Origin of the sequence: Rhizobium pisi, from assembly GCF_003938655.1 — a bacterium.
Lineage (GTDB): Bacteria > Pseudomonadota > Alphaproteobacteria > Rhizobiales > Rhizobiaceae > Rhizobium > Rhizobium pisi.
Map to the genome: position 1 here is coordinate 200,877 of NZ_RJJT01000008.1, position 19,054 is coordinate 219,930.

18 protein-coding genes and 1 pseudogene are annotated in these 19,054 nt (G+C 62.0%); 6 read left to right on the plus strand and 13 right to left on the minus strand.

Features of this window, described 5'->3' with window-relative positions; all coding sequences use genetic code 11:
• Positions 1-36 precede the first annotated feature (36 nt).
• The 4 genes from EFD55_RS13355 to EFD55_RS13370 all read right to left on the minus strand — a co-directional run bounded on the left by EFD55_RS13355 (position 37) and on the right by EFD55_RS13370 (position 3,662).
• Positions 37-417 (minus strand): DUF6481 family protein, encoded by a 381-nt coding sequence (locus tag EFD55_RS13355; protein ID WP_125845527.1) that lies wholly within the window; start codon positions 415-417, stop codon positions 37-39.
• 32 nt (positions 418-449) lie between these two features.
• Positions 450-674, minus strand: coding sequence for a hypothetical protein (locus EFD55_RS13360; RefSeq protein WP_125845528.1), 225 nt, complete (start codon positions 672-674; stop codon positions 450-452).
• Positions 675-801: 127 nt separating this feature from the next.
• The gene (locus tag EFD55_RS13365) at positions 802-1,011 is read right to left on the minus strand and encodes a cold-shock protein (protein ID WP_125845529.1); all 210 of its coding nucleotides are present in this window, start codon (positions 1,009-1,011) and stop codon (positions 802-804) included.
• A gap of 281 nt (positions 1,012-1,292) precedes the next feature.
• Positions 1,293-3,662, minus strand: a complete 2,370-nt coding sequence (locus EFD55_RS13370; RefSeq protein ID WP_125845530.1) for a trimethylamine N-oxide demethylase — start codon at positions 3,660-3,662, stop codon at positions 1,293-1,295.
• A 249-nt stretch (positions 3,663-3,911) separates the two neighbouring features.
• On the opposite strand from EFD55_RS13370, the gene EFD55_RS13375 reads away from it, so the two are divergent.
• Together EFD55_RS13375 and EFD55_RS13380 are read left to right on the plus strand one after the other, a co-directional pair.
• Positions 3,912-5,696, plus strand: a complete 1,785-nt coding sequence (locus EFD55_RS13375) for a trimethylamine N-oxide permease (RefSeq protein ID WP_125845531.1) — start codon at positions 3,912-3,914, stop codon at positions 5,694-5,696.
• Between the two features lie 185 nt (positions 5,697-5,881).
• A complete protein-coding gene (locus EFD55_RS13380; RefSeq protein WP_125845532.1) occupies positions 5,882-6,526 on the plus strand; it encodes a LysE family translocator in 645 nt (214 codons plus the stop codon).
• On the opposite strand, the gene EFD55_RS13385 is transcribed toward EFD55_RS13380, so the two are convergent.
• From EFD55_RS13385 to EFD55_RS13405, 5 genes are all read right to left on the minus strand, one after another.
• The gene (locus tag EFD55_RS13385) at positions 6,523-7,284 is read right to left on the minus strand and encodes an SDR family NAD(P)-dependent oxidoreductase (RefSeq protein WP_125845533.1); all 762 of its coding nucleotides are present in this window, start codon (positions 7,282-7,284) and stop codon (positions 6,523-6,525) included. The two genes, EFD55_RS13380 and EFD55_RS13385, sit on opposite strands and share 4 nt — an antisense overlap.
• A gap of 13 nt (positions 7,285-7,297) precedes the next feature.
• On the minus strand, positions 7,298-8,107 hold the full coding sequence (locus EFD55_RS13390; RefSeq protein WP_125845534.1) for an ABC transporter permease: 810 nt from the start codon (positions 8,105-8,107) through the stop codon (positions 7,298-7,300).
• A complete protein-coding gene (locus tag EFD55_RS13395; protein WP_125845535.1) occupies positions 8,107-8,973 on the minus strand; it encodes an ABC transporter permease in 867 nt (288 codons plus the stop codon). The genes EFD55_RS13390 and EFD55_RS13395 overlap by 1 nt, the downstream gene beginning before the upstream one ends.
• Before the next feature lie 274 nt (positions 8,974-9,247).
• On the minus strand, positions 9,248-10,408 hold the full coding sequence (locus EFD55_RS13400; protein ID WP_125845536.1) for an ABC transporter substrate-binding protein: 1,161 nt from the start codon (positions 10,406-10,408) through the stop codon (positions 9,248-9,250).
• 22 nt (positions 10,409-10,430) lie between these two features.
• Entirely contained in the window at positions 10,431-11,540 is a 1,110-nt protein-coding gene (locus EFD55_RS13405) for an ABC transporter ATP-binding protein (RefSeq protein WP_125845537.1), read from the minus strand.
• A gap of 190 nt (positions 11,541-11,730) precedes the next feature.
• On the opposite strand from EFD55_RS13405, the gene EFD55_RS13410 reads away from it, so the two are divergent.
• The gene (locus tag EFD55_RS13410) at positions 11,731-12,591 is read left to right on the plus strand and encodes a helix-turn-helix transcriptional regulator (RefSeq protein ID WP_125845538.1); all 861 of its coding nucleotides are present in this window, start codon (positions 11,731-11,733) and stop codon (positions 12,589-12,591) included.
• A gap of 62 nt (positions 12,592-12,653) precedes the next feature.
• Here EFD55_RS13410 and EFD55_RS13415 read toward each other — a convergent pair whose 3' ends face one another.
• The 4 genes from EFD55_RS13415 to EFD55_RS13430 all read right to left on the minus strand — a co-directional run bounded on the left by EFD55_RS13415 (position 12,654) and on the right by EFD55_RS13430 (position 16,846).
• The gene (locus EFD55_RS13415; RefSeq protein WP_125845539.1) at positions 12,654-13,685 is read right to left on the minus strand and encodes an aldo/keto reductase; all 1,032 of its coding nucleotides are present in this window, start codon (positions 13,683-13,685) and stop codon (positions 12,654-12,656) included.
• A gap of 226 nt (positions 13,686-13,911) precedes the next feature.
• On the minus strand, positions 13,912-15,177 hold the full coding sequence (locus EFD55_RS13420; RefSeq protein ID WP_125845540.1) for a flavin monoamine oxidase family protein: 1,266 nt from the start codon (positions 15,175-15,177) through the stop codon (positions 13,912-13,914).
• Positions 15,178-15,216: 39 nt separating this feature from the next.
• Positions 15,217-16,188, minus strand: a complete 972-nt coding sequence (locus tag EFD55_RS13425; RefSeq protein ID WP_125845541.1) for a glycosyltransferase family 92 protein — start codon at positions 16,186-16,188, stop codon at positions 15,217-15,219.
• A gap of 145 nt (positions 16,189-16,333) precedes the next feature.
• Positions 16,334-16,846: a MarR family winged helix-turn-helix transcriptional regulator gene (locus tag EFD55_RS13430; RefSeq protein WP_125845542.1), complete on the minus strand. Its 513-nt coding sequence runs from the start codon at positions 16,844-16,846 to the stop codon at positions 16,334-16,336.
• On the opposite strand from EFD55_RS13430, the pseudogene EFD55_RS13435 reads away from it, so the two are divergent.
• From EFD55_RS13435 to EFD55_RS13445, 3 genes and pseudogenes are all read left to right on the plus strand, one after another.
• Positions 16,847-17,736, plus strand: a pseudogene (locus tag EFD55_RS13435) (haloalkane dehalogenase). It abuts the gene before it with no gap.
• An 85-nt stretch (positions 17,737-17,821) separates the two neighbouring features.
• Complete coding sequence (locus EFD55_RS13440) at positions 17,822-18,421, plus strand: class I SAM-dependent methyltransferase (protein WP_125845543.1); 600 nt, start codon at positions 17,822-17,824, stop codon at positions 18,419-18,421.
• Entirely contained in the window at positions 18,418-19,020 is a 603-nt protein-coding gene (locus EFD55_RS13445; protein WP_125845544.1) for a DedA family protein, read from the plus strand. The genes EFD55_RS13440 and EFD55_RS13445 overlap by 4 nt, the downstream gene beginning before the upstream one ends.
• Positions 19,021-19,054 lie beyond the last annotated feature (34 nt).

Sequence of the window (19,054 nt, forward strand, 5' to 3'; positions counted from 1 at the left end):
AGCGCTGCCTGTCGTGGCGACAGGCAGCGCTGACAGTCAGGACTTTCTGGCTTTGCGATTGGCGTAACGCAGGTCGCGTTCGGCCTTTCGGGCGGCTTCATCGGCAATAACCCGGGCGATCCGGTCTTTGTCAGCCGCTTCGCGCGCGTCTGCATCGGCGCGTGCTGCGGCCTCGGCGGCGGCCTGACGCTCGGCTTGCGCGGCCTGAGCCCGCTCAAACTCCTCAAGCTTTACCCGTTCGCGCGCCGCACGCCGTTCTTCCCTGGCCGCAGCAATAGCCTGGCGCTCCGCCTGCTTCGCGAGCCGGGTGGGTTCGGCCGTATCCTTGGCGGTGCGATACGCATTGAGGAGCGCAGCCTTGGCTTCGGCAGCAGCGCTGCGGCGATCGGCAAGCTCGTTGTTTCTGGCGTTTTTCAAATCTGTTACCTGACCGTTCGACGACCTGAGGGTCAGTCCTTGTGTTTTTGCTTTGCTGCAAGAGCGTTAGCCGCCGTCAGGCGATCCTGTAGCTCCTTGGCCTCACGGGCTTCGCGTAGCCGCAAGGTCTTCTCCTCGCGGGCCCGTACGGTCTGATCGACCTCTTCAACCGCACGGCTTCGCGCCAGGAATTGCGATTGCACGTTTCCGAAGGCAATCTCCGCCTGCTTGCGTGATTTGCTATGTGACTCTGTCATATCCGTCCTGGATTCATGCGCCGCTCAGCGAACGCAACAAAAAGGCCAGGCAAATTGCCTGACCTCGATAGTATCATGCTTTCGACAGTGCCGGTACATCCGCGGTCAAAGGAAAGCAGATTTCAGTTCAGGCAGCTTGGAGATTGCAAGCGGACATTTTGCCCGACTTGCTGTCACGCTCAAGGTCGTAGCCGATCTTCTGGCCTTCGACGATTTCGCGCATGCCAGCGCGCTCGACGGCAGAGATGTGAACGAAGGCATCAGCGCTGCCGTCATCCGGCTGAATGAAGCCGAAGCCCTTGGTGGAATTAAACCATTTAACTGTGCCAGTGGTCATAACAAACCCTTTCATAGCAATTGAAGGCCGCACGTGCGGAAGCACGACGGATGATAGTCTCGATTTTGAAGAGGGAAGTTCGTCCAGGGCACGTTGCCAGCGCGCGATAACAAAAGTCAAACAAGCAATATCGACAACCGGAATATAATCATCGAACCCGCAATTGTCAACTTTTAGTTTTTCCCAGTTGCCATTTCTCTATCTGGTTGTATCTCGGCGGCCGTGCGCGTCATCGACAGAATCGAGAGCCGATCGCCGTTCCCCGATCTCGAAAGTATGTGCTACGAGCGCGGCCGTGTCTTCTGCGGGTCGTAATGCGAAAGCGGCACGATCGTCGCCGGCAGCCGCTTCTGGTGGCCGTCGAGCTTGCCGATTTCAACCTCGGTGCCGGGGGCCGCATGCATCACGTCGATGCGGGCGAGCGCGATCGTCTTGCCGAGGATCGGCGAGCGCATGGCACTGGTGACGACGCCCACCTGGGCGCGGCCGATATGGACGCAGTCGCCGTGGCCGACCGCCTCGTTCGCCTTGATGTCGAGGCCGACGAGCAGATGGCGCGGATGCTCCTTGCGCCGGATCAGCGCCTCGCGGCCGATGAAATCGTCCTGCTTGGATTTCAGCGGCACGGTGAAGCCGATGCCGGCCTCGAACGGGTCCGTCTGGTCGGTGAATTCGTGATGGGCAAAGATCAGGCCCGCCTCGATGCGGACCATGTCGAGCGCCTCCAGCCCCATCGGCTTCAACCCGTGCGGCTGTCCTGCCTCCCAGACGGCGTCGAACACCGTCAGCGCATCTTTCGGATGGCAGAAGATTTCGTAGCCGAGTTCGCCGGTGTAGCCGGTGCGCGAGACAACGACAGGCGCACCCTCGAAACCGCCGATGCGACCGACGGTGAAGCGGAACCATTCGAGCTCGCCTATCGTCGGCTGGCGCGGTGCCGTCCAGATGATCTCCTTCAGGATATCGCGGCTCTTCGGCCCTTGCAGGGCGATATTGTGCATCTGATCGGTCGAGGAACGGACCCAGGCCTTGAAGCCCTTCTTCTCGGCCTGCTGACGCAGCCATACGCCGCTGAAATCATCGCCGCCGATCCAGCGGAAGTTCTTGTCGCCAAGCCGGAAGAGCGTGCCGTCATCAATCATGCCGCCGTTTTCGTAGCACATGGCGGAATAGACGACCTGCCCGGTCGACAGCTTGCGCACGTCGCGCGTCAGACAATATTGCAGCAATTCCTCGGCATCCGGCCCGGTCACCTCGAACTTCCGCAAGGGTGAGAGATCGATGACGGCAGCGCGCTCGCGGCAGGCCCAGTATTCCTCGACCGGCCCTTCGCTGGAAAAGCGGTTCGGGAGCCAGTAGCCGCGATATTCGGTGTAATCCCGCGTCAAGGCGGAGAGGCGGGGATGAAAGGCTGTTTCGCGCGTCAGTTCGGGTTCGGCATCTGGGGTCATGCGATAGGCTACCGCTCGTGAGAATTTCTCTTTTCCGGAAAAGGTGCGGACGTGGATATCCGTCGGATCCCAGCCGTTCGCAGCGTCGATATCGTCAGGGCAGGACGAGGAGACGCAGACGAGATCGGTCAGCGCCCGCATCAGCACGTAATCGCCGGGACGCGACCAGGGCTCGTCGAGATAGAGCTGGTTGTTGTGGTCGATATTGGTGTTGTAGAAATAGTTCAGCGCTTCCCAGCCCTTGCGGCCGGCAATGCCGTAAGGCGCCAGCGCCGCATTGAAATTGTCCGTGCAGTTGACATGGCCGGGGTAACCCATGTCGTCATAATAGCGCGAATTGCAGGCGGTCGCGAAAGCGTCGTGACGGCCGACCGTATCCTGGACGATCTCGACCAGCGGCTCGAAGTCGCGGTCGAAGGCCTTGGAGGGCAGACCGGGCGTGGGATAACTGCGGCCGAGCAGCGTGCGGGTGACCGTCGAATCGAGCGCGAGATCGAGTCCCTTGTCGACCTTGCGAGCGGCGAAGGCCTGGAAATCGGTGCACTGGCGCCCATAGACGTCGATGATCTGGATGAATTCGCCGGCGTGCACGAAATAGGCTGCGGCAGTCGCCGCCCGGATGCGGATATCCTCGATCGGATCAGCGACCGGCTCCGGCAGCGCGGAGGCGTAATCGCGGATCAGCAGGCTGCGCTTGATCCTGATTTCGATCGGCGTCGCCGTATCCTGGGCTTCCGGCAACATGGCGGCAGCGGGTGCCGCGACGATCAGGAGGCCCTTCATTGAAATCGTGAACTCCGCCCGGCTGCCCGGGGTCGATCCCGGACCGAAGATGCTGAGTGCGCCGGCTGCCGCAAGATCGGCGCCGCGGCGCTCAAGCGCTGCACGCGTGCGGGCAGCGCTCTCGTCCTCCGCTTGAAGAATAGCCTTCAAACCATCGGCGGAATTGGTGAATGCCGTTCCAAGCCCAGCCGCCAGGAAGCGGCCCTTTTCATCAAGAAAAGAAATTTCACAGACCTGCCCGCCCTCGCTGTCAATGACGCTCACGCGGTCGCCCGCCTCGACACGCATGACGACCGATCCGCCGCCCCTTGCCCTGTAGCGTTCGGTTCCCTCCGGCAGGGTGGGAATGCCGGGATAATATACGAGGCTCGGAGCGACCGTCCGCAGGCCCGTCACAGCAGGATGTAGTTCTCGCATTCTACCCTCATGGGGGATCGGCATGCCCTCCGGCACACACCCATACAGGTTACAAAATGCCTCGGGAAAGTAAAGGCATGTTGACTAAAAAGAAAATATCTTCACTATGCATAAAGAGTTGAGACTCGGGGAATCCGTCGGAACGCGGATCGCCAAAATCATCCGAGCGAGCTTGAGACTGTCAGGGAGACACGTTCAGGGAGACGTACAAAGATACGTCCGGAACAAATAGAGTGGGGAATTTCATCGATGACAGACGTAGTGGAGGCCGGGATTGCATCCGGCACCGAAGGTAAGCTTATACGCGCGCTCGACTGGAAGGGCGCATTCTGGGTGGCTGCGGGCGTGCCGCCGCTCGTCCTCTTCTCCATCGGCGGCATCGCGGGCACGACGGGCAAGCTCGCCTTCGTCGTCTGGATCATCTCCATGGTGATGGGATTCCTGCAATCCTTTACCTATGCCGAGATTGCCGGCATGTTCGGCAATAAATCCGGCGGCGCTTCGGTCTACGGCGCCACTGCCTGGCTGCGCTATTCGAAGTTCATCGCGCCGCTGTCGGTCTGGTGCAACTGGTTTGCCTGGTCGCCCGTGCTTTCGCTCGGCTGCGCCATCGCCGCCGGTTATATCCTCAACGCGTTCTACCCGATTCCGGCAGCAGATTCGCAGATGGTCCTCGACTGGATCTCAGCGCACGCCGCTTCCGTCACGGCCGATAGCCCCCGCGTCGCCGAATATATTGCAGCCCATGCCGGTACGACGCCGGAAGATGCCGTCAAGGCGTTGCTCGGCACCGATGGCGTCGCGGCGCTCACGCCGGCGATCCGCAGCTGGTCGCTTGTCAGCTTCAGCATCCCCTTCCTCGCCACCGCCAACATCAATGCCACTTTCTTCATCGGCGGCATCCTGATGCTGATCATCTTCGCGATCCAGCATCGCGGCATCTCTGAAACGGCAAGCGTGCAGAAATGGCTTGCCATCATCGTGCTGGTGCCGCTGCTCATCATCGGCCTCTATCCGATCGTCAGCGGCCAGATCGTCGCCGCCAACGTCACCGGCCTGGTGCCGCCGACGGCCGCCTATACCGCCAGCGACGGCACCTGGAGCAATGGCGGCTGGACGCTCTTTCTCGGCGGCCTCTATATCGCCGCCTGGTCGACCTACGGCTTCGAGACGGCGGTCTGCTACACCCGCGAACTCAAGAATCCGAAGACCGATACCTTCAAGGCAATCTTCTATTCCGGCCTTGCCTGCTGCCTGTTCTTCTTCCTCGTACCCTTCGCCTTCCAGGGCGTTCTCGGCCACGCCGGCATGCTGGCGCCCGGCATCGTCGACGGCACCGGTGTTGCCGAAGCCCTCGGCGGCCTGATCAGCGCCGGCCGGGTCATCACCCAGCTGCTCGTCGTCTTGATGATCATGGCACTCTTCCTCGCCATCATGACGGCGATGGCCGGCTCGTCGCGTACGCTCTACCAGGGCTCGAAGGATGGCTGGCTTCCGAAATATCTCGACCACGCCAACGAGCACGGCGCCCCGACACGGGCGATGTGGACCGATTTCGCCTTCAACCTCTTCCTTCTGGCAATCGCCTCGGATGCCGGCGGCTATTTCTTCGTGCTCGCCGTTTCGAATGTCGGCTACATCATCTTCAACTTCCTGAACCTCAATTCCGGCTGGATCCACCGGATGGATTCCGGCCACATCGAACGGCCGTGGAAAGCGCCGACCTGGCTGATCGGTGTCAACACCGTGCTCGCCTTCGTCAACGCGCTCTTCCTTGGCGCCGGCGCCAAGGTCTGGGGTTATTCCAACGCGCTCTGGGTCGGCTTCATCTTCGCAGCCCTTATCCTGCCGGTCTTCGCCTATCGCCACTATGTGCGTGACGGCGGCAAATTCCCGGCAGGCGCGATGGAGGATCTCGGCCTCATCGGCCAGGATCTCGGCGTCAAGAAAGCCGGCATGCTGCCCTATCTGGCACTCGTCGGCGGCCTCGCGATCGTCCTGATCGCCAACTGGTTCTTCCAGCTTCCGGCTTAAATCTCCTCCCAAGCAGAAAAGCCGCCAAGCCGCCATGGAAACATGGCGGCTCTTTCTATGGGTGACCTTCTATCATCCAACCTCGCCACGCGGCCGTCATGGAAATCGCTTGAAGGCGAGGGCGGTCTGTAGAAAGACTATCAAAAGATACAGATGAAGCGGGGCGCATTCGAAGGGCGATCATCATGCCAACCCTCGGCAATATCTGGTTGTTTATCGGCGCTTCCCTGGCTCTTCTTCTGATTCCGGGGCCGGCGGTTCTCTATATCTTTGCCCGCTCGGTCGAGCAGGGCCGCCTTGCGCGCTTCGTGTCGATTCTCGGCATTCATGCCGCGACACTGGTGCATGTCATCGTCGCGGCGTTGGGCCTGTCGGCAATACTGGCTTCGTCGGCCCTCGCGTTCAGCGCGGTCAAGTATGCGGGCGCGGCATATCTGATCTGGCTCGGGCTCAAGAAGATTTTCGGCCGAACCGAGCTTCCCGAAACCGACACCGGCGTGAAGCCCTTCGGCCACGCGCGCCTTCTGCGTGACGGGTTCGTCGTCAATCTCTTCAATCCCAAGACCGCGCTCTTCTTTCTTGCCTTCCTGCCCCAGTTCATCTCGGTGGACCGGGGTCACGCAGCGATGCAGATCGCCTTCCTGGGCTTGATCTACACCTGCCTCAGCATCATCACCGACGGCAGCTACGCGTTCGCCGCCGGTATTGCCGGCAACTGCCTGAGGCGCAATCGCCGCTTTCTCACGGTCGAACGCTATGTCAGCGGAGCCCTGTTGATCGGCCTCGGTCTGACGGCCGCATTTGCGGGAAACCGAAGCAGCAGCCGTTAGACAACGGTCTCACCGCCGTCGACGACGAGGATCTGCCCGGTCATGTAGGACGAACGGTCCGAGACCAGGAAGAGAATGGGTTCGGCGATTTCGGAGACATCAGCCCAACGCCCGAGCGGCACTTTTTCGGCGATATAAGCCTCGATCGCGCCGCGCCCGCCCATCTGGGCGATGAAGGGTTCGTTGAACGGCGTGTCCACCCAGCCCGGGCAGAGCGCGTTGACGCGGATGCCGAACCTGGCGTAGTCGCCCGCCATCTGCCGGGTCATCGCGATGACGGCATGTTTCGTCGTCGTATAGGCAATCATCTCGCGGTCGTAGAGCACGCCCGACGAGGAGGAGGTATTGAGGATGACGCCGCGGCCGGCCTTCTTCATCAGCGGCATGACGAAACGCGCCGCCATGAAATGCGCCCGGACGTTCAGGCTCCATGATCTGTCGAAGCCCTCGACCGCCACCTGTTCGAGATCGCCCGCCACCTGGGCGCCGGCATGATTATGGAGGATGTCGATGCGGCCGTGACGCGCAGCGACCGAGGCGATGCCGGCTTCGAGTGCCGCGTCGTCGGTGACATCGAGAACAAGACTCTCGGCCTTGCCACCGGCCGCCTCGATCCTGCCGACGGTTTCGGCGGCATTGGCAGCGCTCCGATCCGCCACCACGACGAACGCGCCTTCCCCTGCCATGATCAGCGCACCGGCCTGGCCGATGCCCGACCCCGCTCCGGTGACGATCGCGACGCGATTTTCAAGAATCATGGATGTTTCCCGTTCAGTTTATTGTTTTCTCGCGCATCAGGAAGCGCGCGATGAGGATCAGTCCCAACGATGCGATGAGCACCATGGTGGCGACGGCGTTGATCTCCGGCGTCACGCCGCGGCGGATCGAGGCGAAGACATAGATCGGCAGCGTCGTGTTCGAGCCCGCGACGAAGAAGGCGATGATGAAATCGTCGAAGGAGAAGGTGAAGGCGAGCAGAAAACCGGCCAGGATCGATGGCAGGATCTGCGGCAGCACGATCTGGCGAAAGGTGGTGAAGGGCGTGGCATAGAGATCGCTCGACGCCTCGACGATATCACGGCCGAGACTGGCAATGCGCGCTTTGACGATCATCGTCACCAGCGCCATGGTGAAGAGGCCATGGGCGGCGATGATCGAGCCGTAGCCGAGGGAAAGTTTCGGCGCCTGTTCGCTCGGCCAGACCGCGGCGAGCAGCGGATTGACGAAGCCGAAGACCTCGACGAGCGCCACCAGCGTCGCAATGCCGATGACGACGCCCGGCACGACGATCGCCGCGGCGAACAGCCCGTCGAAGACCGCCCGCGTGCGGGCGCCGAGCCGCTCCATGCCGATCGCCGCCATTGTGCCGAAGACGGCGGCAAGGCCTGCGCTGGTGAAGGCGATGATCAGGCTGTTCTGCAGCGCCTCCATCAGGAAGGTGTTGGCGAGCGCCTTGCCATACCATTGCGTGGAGAAGCCGGTGAACTCGCTGGCATTGCGGCCGGCATTCAAGGAAAACAGCACGACCAGCGCGATCGGCGTGTAGAGGAACAGGTAGACTGCGGTGACCAGCGCGCGCATCAGACGAGATCCACTTGGCGGGTGCCGGCGACACGCCAGGCGATGCGCATGGCGATCAGCAGCACGATGACAACGACAACGACGAGAGTAACGGCGATCGCCGAGCCGAACGGCCAGTTGCGCGATTGCAGGAAGAGATCGACCAGCGCATTGCCGATGAAGAAGACCTTGCCGCCGCCGAGCAGCTGCGGGATCAGATATTCGCCGAGCAGCAGGATGGTGACAAGCGCGATGCCGGTCATCACGCCTGGAAGCGACAGCGGCAGGGTGATGCCGAAGAATGTCGAAAGCGGCCGCGCACCGAGATCGGCGGAAGCCTCGAGCAGGCGGCGGTCGAGTATTTCCAGGCTGACATAGATCGGCATGATCATCAGCGGCAGGTAGCCGTAGACGATGCCGAGCAGCACAGCGCCCGGCGTGTTGAGCAACCTGACATTCTCGATGCCGACCATTTCAAGCAGATGCGGAATGCCGCGGGCGCCGAGGATGTACATCCAGGCATAGGTACGCACGAGAAGGCTGGTCCAGAAGGGCACGACAACGAGCGAGACCAGCAGCAGCCGGTATTTGGGGCTCGCCTTGACCGCCAGATAATAGGCGACGGGATAGGCGACGAGCAGGCAGGCGACGGCGCCGATCGGCGCAAGGATCAGCGTGTTCTTGAAAGCGGCGGCGCGCGAGCCGAGATTGGCAAACTGCGCAAAGGTGAAGGCCGGCTGATAACCGCCCTCCGGCGCCCGCTCGCCGAAGGCAAAGACGATGATGGCGATGAAGGGCAGCACCAGGAACACGAACAGCCAGATGCTGGCCGGCGCGACGAGCGCGGCGGTGACCAGGCGTTTTTTCGTGTTTGGTGTAAGCGGCATTTCAGTTCGATCGTCTCAATGTTCGTTGAATGGCCAATACATGTCCCCGCGCTCCCTCTTCTCCACTCGGGGAGAAGGTGGCCCGAAGGGTCGGATGAGGGGGCTACACGGCAGGACGCCAACCAGCCTTCGCTTTCCGCTCAGGCTGCGCTTCGCTGGCGCTCTTCGCACCCCCTCATCGCCTTGCTATCGCTCCGGCACTTCTCCCCGCCGCTGGGGAGAAGAGACAAGAGGCGGCGGCTCGCCCCCAAAAGGGAAGCGGCGGGAGATCAAATCAAGCCGACTTGAAGCGCGCCATCAGCTCCGCGCGGCCGGGATCGGTCAGCGTTACCGCCGCGCCGAATTCCAGCGGCGTCAGTGATGCCTCGTCGGGATAGACGATCTTGTTGGCGGTGATCTCCTTCGGCAGCAGCGCGATGACGCGGCTGTCGGTCGTCGGCGCGCCGTTGGCGATGTGCTCCTTCACGGCATTGGCAGGATCCATCAGGTAGTTGAGCAGCGCATAACCCGCCGCCTTGTTCGGCGCATCCTTCGGAATGGCGTAGTAATCGGTCCAGATCTCGCCGCCGTCGGTGCCGAGCACATAGGAGATCTCGGGAACGTCGCGGTTGAGCTGTGCGCCGTCATTGGTCCAGCACATGGTGAGCCAGGCGTCGGTGGCGCGCATAGCCGGCTGGTAGTCGCTGTTGATGGCGAACAGGTGCGGCTTGACCTTGATCAGCAGTTCCTCGGCCTTGGCGAGTTCGTCCGCCTTGATCGAGTTGAAGTCGTAGCCGAGCGAGACCAGCGCGCTGCCGATCGTCGTCAGCTGATAGTCGTGCACCATGGCGCGGCCGTCGGCTTCCGTCTGGGCGATCTCGAAGAAGTCCTTCCAGCTCGAAAGCTTGGTCCTGATCTTCGAGGTATTGACCGAGAATCCTGTCGTGCCCCAGTTCTTCGGCACGGCATAGGTCTTGCCGTCGATCATGCCTTCCCTGGTGAAGCGCGGGTTTTCCGTCGCCTGGCTGAAATTCGGGATCTTCGACAAATCGAGCTCGTCGATCAGGCCGAGCTTGTGGTGGGTGGAGATCGTGTAGTTGGTCGGCACGAAGAGCGACCAGCCGGAGGCGCCCGCCTGGAGCTTGGCCAGCATTTCCTCGTTCGAGCCGAAGACGTTGACCTCGACGGCAACGCCGGTCGCCGCCTTGAAGTTCTCGAAGGTCGCCGGATCATGGTAGTTCGGCCATGTCGCGATCGACATCTGAGTGCCGAGATCCCCTGCATAAGCAGGCGTCGACAGCGCGCCGGGGAAGCGCGACAGCACCGCGGTCGCGAGCCCGAGGCCGGTGATGCCGAGGAAATGACGGCGGCTGACCGAGCCGCGCTTCAGGCGCATGAACTCGTCCATGAAGCCTTCAGGGGTAATGGGCAGATTATCCTTGTAGTCCTTGCTCATGATGCTGTTCCCTTGTTCTGGTTTATGCACTTGATCCTGAAGAAACCTGGGCCGGAAAGACGTGGGCCATGTCGGGATCGAAGCCGAGGAAGACCGCTTCGCCCGGCTCGACCAGATCGCTCTCGCTCATGCTGCGCCGGTCGGCGGTGACGAGGAAATCGCCAAGCCCCGGAACGGTGACGGCATATTCGGCCGAGGAACCGAGGAAAATGCGGTGCGTGACCGTGCCGGCGAAGGACGTGCTGCCGACGGCGGCCCGAGTCAGCCGGATCGCCTCCGGGCGGATCGCGACGGTGACCTCGCCTGGCGGAAGGGCGTGTCGCGCACCTGCCGGGAGTGCCGAGCCGTCAGCAAGACGGAGCGTCTTGCCATCGGCTTCCATTGTCGCGCCGATCCGGTTGGTCTTGCCGACGAAATCGGCGACGAAGAGATCGGCCGGGCGGTCGTAGACCTCCTGCGGCGTGCCGAGCTGGCGAATGCGTCCGGCGCTCATGACGCAGACGACGTCGGCCATCGACAGCGCCTCTTCCTGATCGTGGGTGACGAGCACGAAGGTAATGCCGAGTTCGCGCTGCAGCGTCTGCAATTCGATCTGCATGGCCGAGCGCAGCTTCTTGTCGAGTGCGGCCAGCGGCTCGTCGAGCAGCAGCACCGAAGGCCGGTTGACGATTGCCCGCGCCAGGGCCACGCGCTGCTGCTGGCCGCCGGACATCTCATGGATGCGGCGCTTGGCAAAGCCGCCGAGCCGCACCATTTCGAGCGCCTCGGCCGCGCGGCGGTTGATCTCGGCCGCCGCAATCCTCGGCCGCATCTGCCTAAGGCCATAGGCGACGTTTTGTTCGACATTAAAATGCGGAAACAGCGCGTAGTGCTGGAAGACCATGTTGACGGGACGGCGATAGGCCGGAACGCCGTTCATCTCCAGCCCGTCGATCAGCACGGCGCCCTCGCTCGGCTGCTCGAAGCCGCCGATCATGCGAAGGCATGTCGTCTTGCCGCAGCCGGAAGGGCCGAGCAAAGCAAGGAAAGCACCTTTCGGCACATTCAGGTTTATATCCGTCACGGCGGTCACGGCGCCATAGTTCTTGGTGACCGAACGGAATTCGATATCGTTCGTCGAAGCGGATGCCACGTCTGTTCCCTGCGGTTGGTTGGTACGGGCAGTCTAGCGCTGCCTTTTGCCACCGTCGTTGAGGAAAGACTAAGCTCGGGCTTCCCGCGCGGTATATACCCCGAAAGAGGTATTCTGCCTCACATCGCTTCGTGGAAGGTGTATATGGATGCTGCGCGCATTCCGCATGGGCGGTTGAGGGAGGCTGTCGATGAGCATTGATCTCGAAGCGCTGTTTCAGGCTTTCGACGCCACCGTTGGAAAGCCCGTGATGGCGGATGCGGAATTCGGAGAGACGTTCCGTCGGATGATGGCGGCGCTAGTGCGCTTCGATTATGTCGTTGTCTTCGCTTATCGCGGCAAGGAACGGCCAATCGATCTCTACAGCACCTTCGATCCGCAGGAGAACGTCATCTTCGTCACGCTCTATCAGGTCGGCCCCTACCTGCTCGACCCGTTCTACCAGACCGCCCGCGCGCGCCGTCCCGGCGTCTTCCGCATGCGCGAGCTGGCGCCTGACCGCTTCTTCTCCAGCGAATATTACCGAAGCTACTATGTGCAGACCGGGCTTGCCGAGGAGATCGGCTTCTTCGTGACGCTCGACGATGATATCACCGTCGTGCTGTCGCTGATGCGCCGGGAAAAGACCGGCCCGTTTCCGCCGGCCGAATTCGCCCTGCTGAAAAAAGCGGAGCCTCTGGTGGCGAGCCTGGTCCGGCATGTCTGGCCGGGGCTTGGCGCCCGCTTCGATGCACAGCTTGATGCCGGCATGCGAACGGGCAAGAAGCGCGGCGCGGCGGCGCAGGCGCTGCAACCGGCCGACACCGTCTGGCGCGACCTCAAGCTGACAAGCCGCGAAACCGCGATCGTCGATCTGGTGCTGCAGGGACATTCGTCGGAATCGATCGGTCTCAGGCTCAATATCTCCACAGGCACGGTGAAGGTTCACCGCCGCAACGTCTATCGCAAGCTCGGCATCTCCTCGCAGACGCAGCTTCTGTCGATCTACCTCAAGACATTCGCCAGCACGGGTGAACGACCTGCACCCCAGAGTGCCGGTCGATCGTCCTAACCCGGAGACCTGTCCGCCTCGGCGGGAGGCGGACAGGTTGCGTTCAGTTACATCAGCAAGGCTCAGCGGCCGCCCTCGATCTTGCGGTGGCGCTGGTTAATGCCGCCCTTGCCGTAGGGATAGTCGAACGGCTGGGGGGCGCTCACATCGTTGAGTCTCGCCATGTCACTATCGGAGAGCTTGAGCTTCATGGCGCCGAGATTGTCGGCGAGCTGTTCGGGCGTGCGGGCGCCGAGGATGACCGAAGTGATCGCCGGCTGCGCCGCCGTCCAGGCGAGCGCCACCTGCGCCATGCTGATGCCATGCGCCTTGGCAATCTCCTCGACAACAGCGATGATCGCCCAGGTTCGCTCCATCGCATTGCGCGGCGCATAGGATTCACCACCGCGATTGGGGTTTTCGCCGAGGCGGGTGGCGCCGGTCGGCATCTCGTCGCGCTTATACTTGCCCGTCAGCCAACCACCGCCGAGCGGCGACCACGGCAACAGGCCCATGCCGGCATCCTGGCAGGCCGCGACGATTTCGAGTTCGATGTCGCGCACCAGCAGGTTATATTGCGGCTGCAGCGTCACCGGGCGCGTATAGCCGCGCGCCTTGGCGATCTCCGAAGCCTTGGCGATATGCCAGCCGACATAGTTGGAGAAGCCGTAATAGGCGATCTTGCCTGACGAAACCGCATCGTCGAGGAAGCGCAGCGTCTCTTCGATCGGCGTCAGCGCGTCCCAGGCATGCATCTGGTAGAGGTCGATCTGCTCGAGGCCGAGGCGGCGCAGCGAATCGTCGAGCGCCTGGCCGAGGTGCCGACGCGACAGGCCGATATCGTTCGGGCCGTCGCCCATCGGAAACCGTCCCTTGGTGGCGACGATCGCCTGGCGGGCCTCGGTCGGCCGCGCCTTCAGCCAGCGTCCGATGATCTCCTCCGACTTGCCGGCGCTATAGACATCGGCCGTATCGATGAAATTGCCGCCCCAGGCGAAATAATCGTCGAGCAGCTTGTGAGATGCTGCCTCGTCGGCTTCTGCGCCGAAAGTCATGGTGCCGAGGCAATAAGCGGTGACGACGGCCCCGCTGGGACCGAGCTTGCGATAGTCCATTTCTTCCTCCTGATGCGGATGCCCGCAGCCGGCGGCAAAACCGTCGGGGTAGAAGCCGGGGCTCCTGCAATCGATGACAATATCGTGCTTGAGGCGGTCGCTTGCCGCCGGATGACGTTCAGCGCTCTGCGCTCTCAGCGCAGGGGCCGAGAGGGAAGATAACCAATCCGGCCCGCGCGACAAGTGAGAAAAAAATATTCCCACCTGCCGACGCAGCCGGCGATGGTTACCGGCCTTGCGAAAACGAGCCGGCGATCAGCTCGGCTGCGGCGACACCCGTCTCGTAGGCGCCGTGCGCCGTCGAATAACGCGAGCGCGAACAGGCTTCGCCGGCAAAGAAGATCCGCCCGTCATGCGGTGCGGCGAGACGGGCGCGCAGATCGGAGGCGCCGGGTTCGGCGTAGGAATAAGAGCCGCCGATATGGGGCATCGCGGCCCAGGCCGATATCGCTGCCACAGACAGTTGCTTGCGAATGTCAGCGCCGAAATGCGCCGCCAGTTCATCAGCGGCGAAGGAAAAGGCGATCTCTTTTCCCTCACGCTCGAGATCATGTGCCAGGTCGCCGGCAAAATAAGCCTCGACGACGGGGGCGCCGAACGGGCGGAGCTGATAGGTGCCGGTCGCACCGCGGCTGGTGGAGCCGAGCATATGCGTATCCGCGGGCAGCGCCTCCGGATGCGCGAGGCTCAGGAAGAGCTTGTCCGCGAGCCCGAGCGGCAGACGGGCTGCCGCCTCGGTCTTCTCGGGTAGGGGAGGGTCGAAGGCGATCCGGCCGGCGGCAAGCACGTTCGTTGAAACGGTGATGAGCACCGCGCGAGCGCTGAGCATCCCCTGGTTCGTCTCGATGCCGACGCGGCCGGCGTGGTGATGGTCGATGCGCCGGACTTCGGCACCGAGCCTTGCCGGAACCGGCTTGCCATACAGGGAGACCAAGGTCCCGTAGCCCTCGCGCACCCGCCAATCGAGACCGGGACCCGGATCATATCTCTTGTAGTCGACGACCGAAGAGCGCTCCAGTTCGGCGCCGGTGATATAGGTGCCGATCGCCCGGATCTGGCCGTTCGAGGGATTACCGGGCTCTAGCATCCCGGCCATGTCGGTATCCCTACCCTCATGGTTTTCGAGCCGTTCGAAATAGGCGCCGATCGCCTCCTGCGCGGCACGGACGTCCGCCTCATCCCGCTGAAGCTGACGCCCACCGTTCCACGGCGCGGGCGTACGGTCGACCGTCAGCCCGACGTCTCCTGCGATCGCCGTCCACGCATTGGTCCGCGCGCCGTGCAGCCAGCCGCAGCCGAGATCGAGCCCGACACCATCAGCCTCCAGCCCGACCGTCCAGGCCCTGCCGCCGAGCCGGTCGCCGGCTTCGAGCAGGAGGATGGAAAGATCCGGTCGGAGTGCCTGCAGGCGGCGGGCAGCGGCAATACCGGCGGCACCGGCGCCGATGGTGACGACGTCCTTATCGGCGACCTTGCTGGTATCACCTGGCATGCATTCTCCTTCGGCCGCCCGTTCGCTTGGCTCGAGATGCTACGCTGAAGCCTTCTCCTTCCGCCAGGCGGAAAGCCTGTCCTTCAAATCCGGAAGGAATCTTTGAATGGTATCGTCCGGCCGGCTGAATTCCTCGATCTGCCGGAACAGTGCCCAGCGTTGTTCGGCATCGGCCGGGAGCTGCGGTCCGCGCGCATTGGATCCGTTGACCTTCGCGGAAAACTCCTCACGCGAGCGCGTATAATAATGATTGAATCGCAGGGTGTCGGCCTTGAGCTTCAGGGGATCTTCCCTGGGGAAACGCGGCAGCGGCTCGCCATCCTCATTCACGCCAATCTTGTTCGTGCCTTTGAGGTTGAACCAGTGGACGCTTTCGATCGATCTGATGTGAGCCGGCTGAACGATCGACTTGACGTTCAGAAGCTTCGGATGTTGGCGCTGGAGGTCCATGGGAACCGCCTCCCGGTAATTTTCCGCGACCAGACCCTCGGGCCTGACGGCGTGGCCGCTCGTTCCAAAATTGATACCGGTGACACAGATCGCCTGCTCCTTCTCTCGCGCCTGCAAAAGCTCGGTCAAGGAAGCGGCGTGCACCGGAAACATGAATTCATCGAGATCAAAAAAGGCCATCCATCGGCTGCCCGGCCCAAAATTACTGACGGCGTGGGCATAGGCCATATTCTGGGTATTCGCCCAAACGCTGAAGGGACGCCAAGGCACGACGGTCACGATACCGGCCTTCTCATAGGCTCTTAGTACCGACAGGGAATGATCCGTCGATCCGTTGTCATAAATATAAAAATGCGAAACGCCGACCAGCAGATGAAACTGAATCCATTCGTCCAGATAGGCGCCCTCGTTCTTGGCAATCGCGACACAAGACAAATAATGATCGGGCTGCGTCGTGGCGACGGATTGCGGGACAACGATGGGCTCTCTTACGAGAATCTTCTCGTTACGGGCCTGGCGGCGTTTTTTAAGCACGGCTCTAAGCCCATGCCATACATGCATTTTTCTCTCCTGGCACAGGGCAGTTTCCGCAGGCGGATGTGGCCTGTAATCAAACAGCTAAGCTGCGTATCCCTGAAAGGCAAGAGGCGGGTGACCTGGAGTTCCGCAGCGATCTTCGCGGCATGCCGACACGGCCTTCGGCTCGCTATTGCAGCTGTTCCAGCAGCCGCCTGAGCGCCGTGCGCAGATCGTCCATCTGCTGCTGGCCGGTCAATGCCGCCCAGCTTTCATCGACGCGCCGGCCCGCCGCCATCGCGACAGGCCGCACGCCTTGGCCCTTTTCGGTCAGAAACACCAGCCGGGCGCGTCGATCGTCCGGATCGGGCCGTCGTTCGACATAGCCAAGACGTTCGAGTTCCTCGACCGCCTGAGTCATCGTCTGCTTGCGGACACGGGCAAGTTTGGTGAGCTCGCTCACCTGGATTCCCTCGGGACGGGCGAAAGTGAAGACGTTGGCGTGCGGCGGGCGGATGTCGCCGTAGCCGGCTTCTTCGAGCGCCGCCTCGACAGCCTGCGTCCAATGCTGATGGACCAGACGCAACAATAGGCCAAGCGAAGACGACGACATGAAACCCCACACGACAATATAGACAGGCAACTGTCCATCTGATAAGTAGACAGTTGCCTGCCTATACAGCACGAAACCGCGGAGTTCCATATGCCGACCATCGATATCCTCAGCTCGTTCATCACTTACGAGGAACAGGGGGAGGGCGATCCGATCGTCTTCCTTCACGGCAATCCCACCTCATCGCATCTCTGGCGCAACATCATGCCTCGCGTCGGGCCGGGGCGCTGCCTGGCGCCCGACCTGATCGGCATGGGACGCTCCGGCAAGCCCGATATCGGTTACCGCTACGGCGACCACATCGATTACATCGATGCGTGGTTCGATGCGCTCGACCTCGACAACGTCGTCCTTGTCGGCCACGACTGGGGCGGCGCGCTGGCATTCGACTGGGCCTCGCGCCATCCCGAGCGGGTGCGCGGCATCGCCTTCATGGAAACCATCCTGCGTCCGATGACGTGGGCGGATCTGCCGGGCGGCGGAAAGGCGCGTTACGAGCTGTTGCGGGCGCCGGAACCGGCGAAGCCAAAGTCCTCGACGAAAATTTCTTCATCGAGCAGGCTCTGCGCGTGACCACATTGAAGGGGCTCAGCGACGCCGACTGGGCAATTTACAGCGCACCCTATCCAGACCGCGACAGCAGGCGCCCGCTGCTGGAATGGCCGCGCGCCATGCCGATCAACGGCGAACCGGCCGACGTGGTTGCCAGGATAGAAGCCTATGACCGTTGGCTTTCCGCCAGTCCCGAAATTCCCAAGCTGTTGTTGACCTTCGAAGGCCCCGCTGAAACGTTGCTCATCGGCAACGAGATGATTTCGTGGTGCCGCGACAACATCGCCGGCCTGGAGACAAGAGGCTGCGGCCCGGCTCGTCACATCTCCCCCGAGGATCAGCCGGAGGCGATTGCCGCCGAAATCGAAAGCTGGATCGACCGGAACGGGCTGAGGACAGCGCATGAGAGAGCGTCATTGCGCGCATGAGAATGCATGTCGGCGGCGATATGACAGACTGTTGCAATGTTGGGTTGGTTCATAGGCGGGATCAAAACGCCAAAGTGAAGGTCCCATGCCACGCTTCGATCGACGCCGCTTTCTTCTTGCCTGGCTTCGCGCGCCCCTGCGCATCGCCTCGATCACACCATCAAGCCCGCGCCTTGCGGGCTTGATGACCCAGGAAATTTCCGCAGCGACCGGGCCGGTTCTCGAACTCGGCCCTGGTAACGGTGTTTTCACCGCGGCCCTGCTTAAGCGAGGAATTGCCCAAAGCGACCTGACGCTTGTCGAATACGAGCGGAATTTCGCCGCGCTGCTACAAGACCGCTTTCCCGGCGCCAGGGTTCTGCAAGCCGACGTCCGGGAGATGTGGAAGACGGCGCTTTCGGGAAGCTTCTTCGGGAGTGTCGTCAGCGGGCTTCCGCTTCTTGCCATGCAGCCGGACGACGTACACGAGCTGCTTGAAGGCTGCTTTTCCAACCTCAAGCCGTACGGTGCCTTCTACCAATTCACCTACGGGCCGAAATGCCCGGTGCCTTTAGAAATCCTCGACTCTCTCGGCCTTGTCTCCAAAAGGATCGGCTGGACGTTGCGCAATATCCCGCCCGCTGCGGTCTATCGCATCAGCCGAAGACACCAGCCAATGGCATTGATCGAACAGCGCCGTGCATGATGGCTGATACGATCTACACACCGCTGCTCTACGGCGGATTTCTCTCCATCGTCGCCCTGGCGCTTGCCGAAAAGCTCGTGCCCGTCATACCGTCCCATGCGCTTCTGATCTTTCTCGGCACGACCCATGCATCCGATACGAAAGGCCTCATCTCGACGGTTGCCGCTTCGGCTCTAGGATCGATGCTTGGAACACTCGTCTGGTACGGGGTTGGCCGGCTGGCGGGCAGGAACCGGATCGACGTTTGGATCGACAAGGGTGGCCGTTACGTCTTTCTGCCGTTGGCGCGATATCGAGCACTGGCGGAACTCTATGAAAGGCATACGTTCTGGATCACGCTCACCGCACAGACGATCCCGACCGTCCGCATCTTCCTGGCGATGCCGGCCGGCATGCTCGGATTGAACTTGCGGCTGTTCATCCCCGCCAGCATGCTCGGCATCGTCATATGGAACACATCGCTGATCGGGATTGGCGCCATCGTCGGCAACTCTCGTTACGATCCCCTCTATTCCGGGTTGCTTGTCGTCGCCGCGATCCTTTGCTTCGAGGCCGCAATATGGCATTCCATGCGATACAGGCGCCGCAGGCCTGCCTGAGGATGATATGGTTTCCATCTATGGGCAGACGGTC

What these genes read in the sequence shown, in the direction of transcription:
- EFD55_RS13380 (WP_125845532.1), top strand. Translation starts at nt 5,882, where the DNA reads ATGCCAACCCTCGGCAATATCTGGTTGTTTATCGGCGCTTCCCTGGCT.
- EFD55_RS13370 (WP_125845530.1), bottom strand. Translation starts at nt 3,662, where the DNA reads ATGCGAGAACTACATCCTGCTGTGACGGGCCTGCGGACGGTCGCTCCG.
- EFD55_RS13425 (WP_125845541.1), bottom strand. Translation starts at nt 16,188, where the DNA reads ATGCATGTATGGCATGGGCTTAGAGCCGTGCTTAAAAAACGCCGCCAG.
- EFD55_RS13440 (WP_125845543.1), top strand. Translation starts at nt 17,822, where the DNA reads ATGCCACGCTTCGATCGACGCCGCTTTCTTCTTGCCTGGCTTCGCGCG.
- EFD55_RS13390 (WP_125845534.1), bottom strand. Translation starts at nt 8,107, where the DNA reads ATGCGCGCGCTGGTCACCGCAGTCTACCTGTTCCTCTACACGCCGATC.
- EFD55_RS13375 (WP_125845531.1), top strand. Translation starts at nt 3,912, where the DNA reads ATGACAGACGTAGTGGAGGCCGGGATTGCATCCGGCACCGAAGGTAAG.
- EFD55_RS13415 (WP_125845539.1), bottom strand. Translation starts at nt 13,685, where the DNA reads ATGGACTATCGCAAGCTCGGTCCCAGCGGGGCCGTCGTCACCGCTTAT.
- EFD55_RS13430 (WP_125845542.1), bottom strand. Translation starts at nt 16,846, where the DNA reads ATGGAACTCCGCGGTTTCGTGCTGTATAGGCAGGCAACTGTCTACTTA.
- EFD55_RS13400 (WP_125845536.1), bottom strand. Translation starts at nt 10,408, where the DNA reads ATGAGCAAGGACTACAAGGATAATCTGCCCATTACCCCTGAAGGCTTC.
- EFD55_RS13445 (WP_125845544.1), top strand. Translation starts at nt 18,418, where the DNA reads ATGATGGCTGATACGATCTACACACCGCTGCTCTACGGCGGATTTCTC.
- EFD55_RS13395 (WP_125845535.1), bottom strand. Translation starts at nt 8,973, where the DNA reads ATGCCGCTTACACCAAACACGAAAAAACGCCTGGTCACCGCCGCGCTC.
- EFD55_RS13360 (WP_125845528.1), bottom strand. Translation starts at nt 674, where the DNA reads ATGACAGAGTCACATAGCAAATCACGCAAGCAGGCGGAGATTGCCTTC.
- EFD55_RS13410 (WP_125845538.1), top strand. Translation starts at nt 11,731, where the DNA reads ATGAGCATTGATCTCGAAGCGCTGTTTCAGGCTTTCGACGCCACCGTT.
- EFD55_RS13420 (WP_125845540.1), bottom strand. Translation starts at nt 15,177, where the DNA reads ATGCCAGGTGATACCAGCAAGGTCGCCGATAAGGACGTCGTCACCATC.
- EFD55_RS13385 (WP_125845533.1), bottom strand. Translation starts at nt 7,284, where the DNA reads ATGATTCTTGAAAATCGCGTCGCGATCGTCACCGGAGCGGGGTCGGGC.
- EFD55_RS13365 (WP_125845529.1), bottom strand. Translation starts at nt 1,011, where the DNA reads ATGACCACTGGCACAGTTAAATGGTTTAATTCCACCAAGGGCTTCGGC.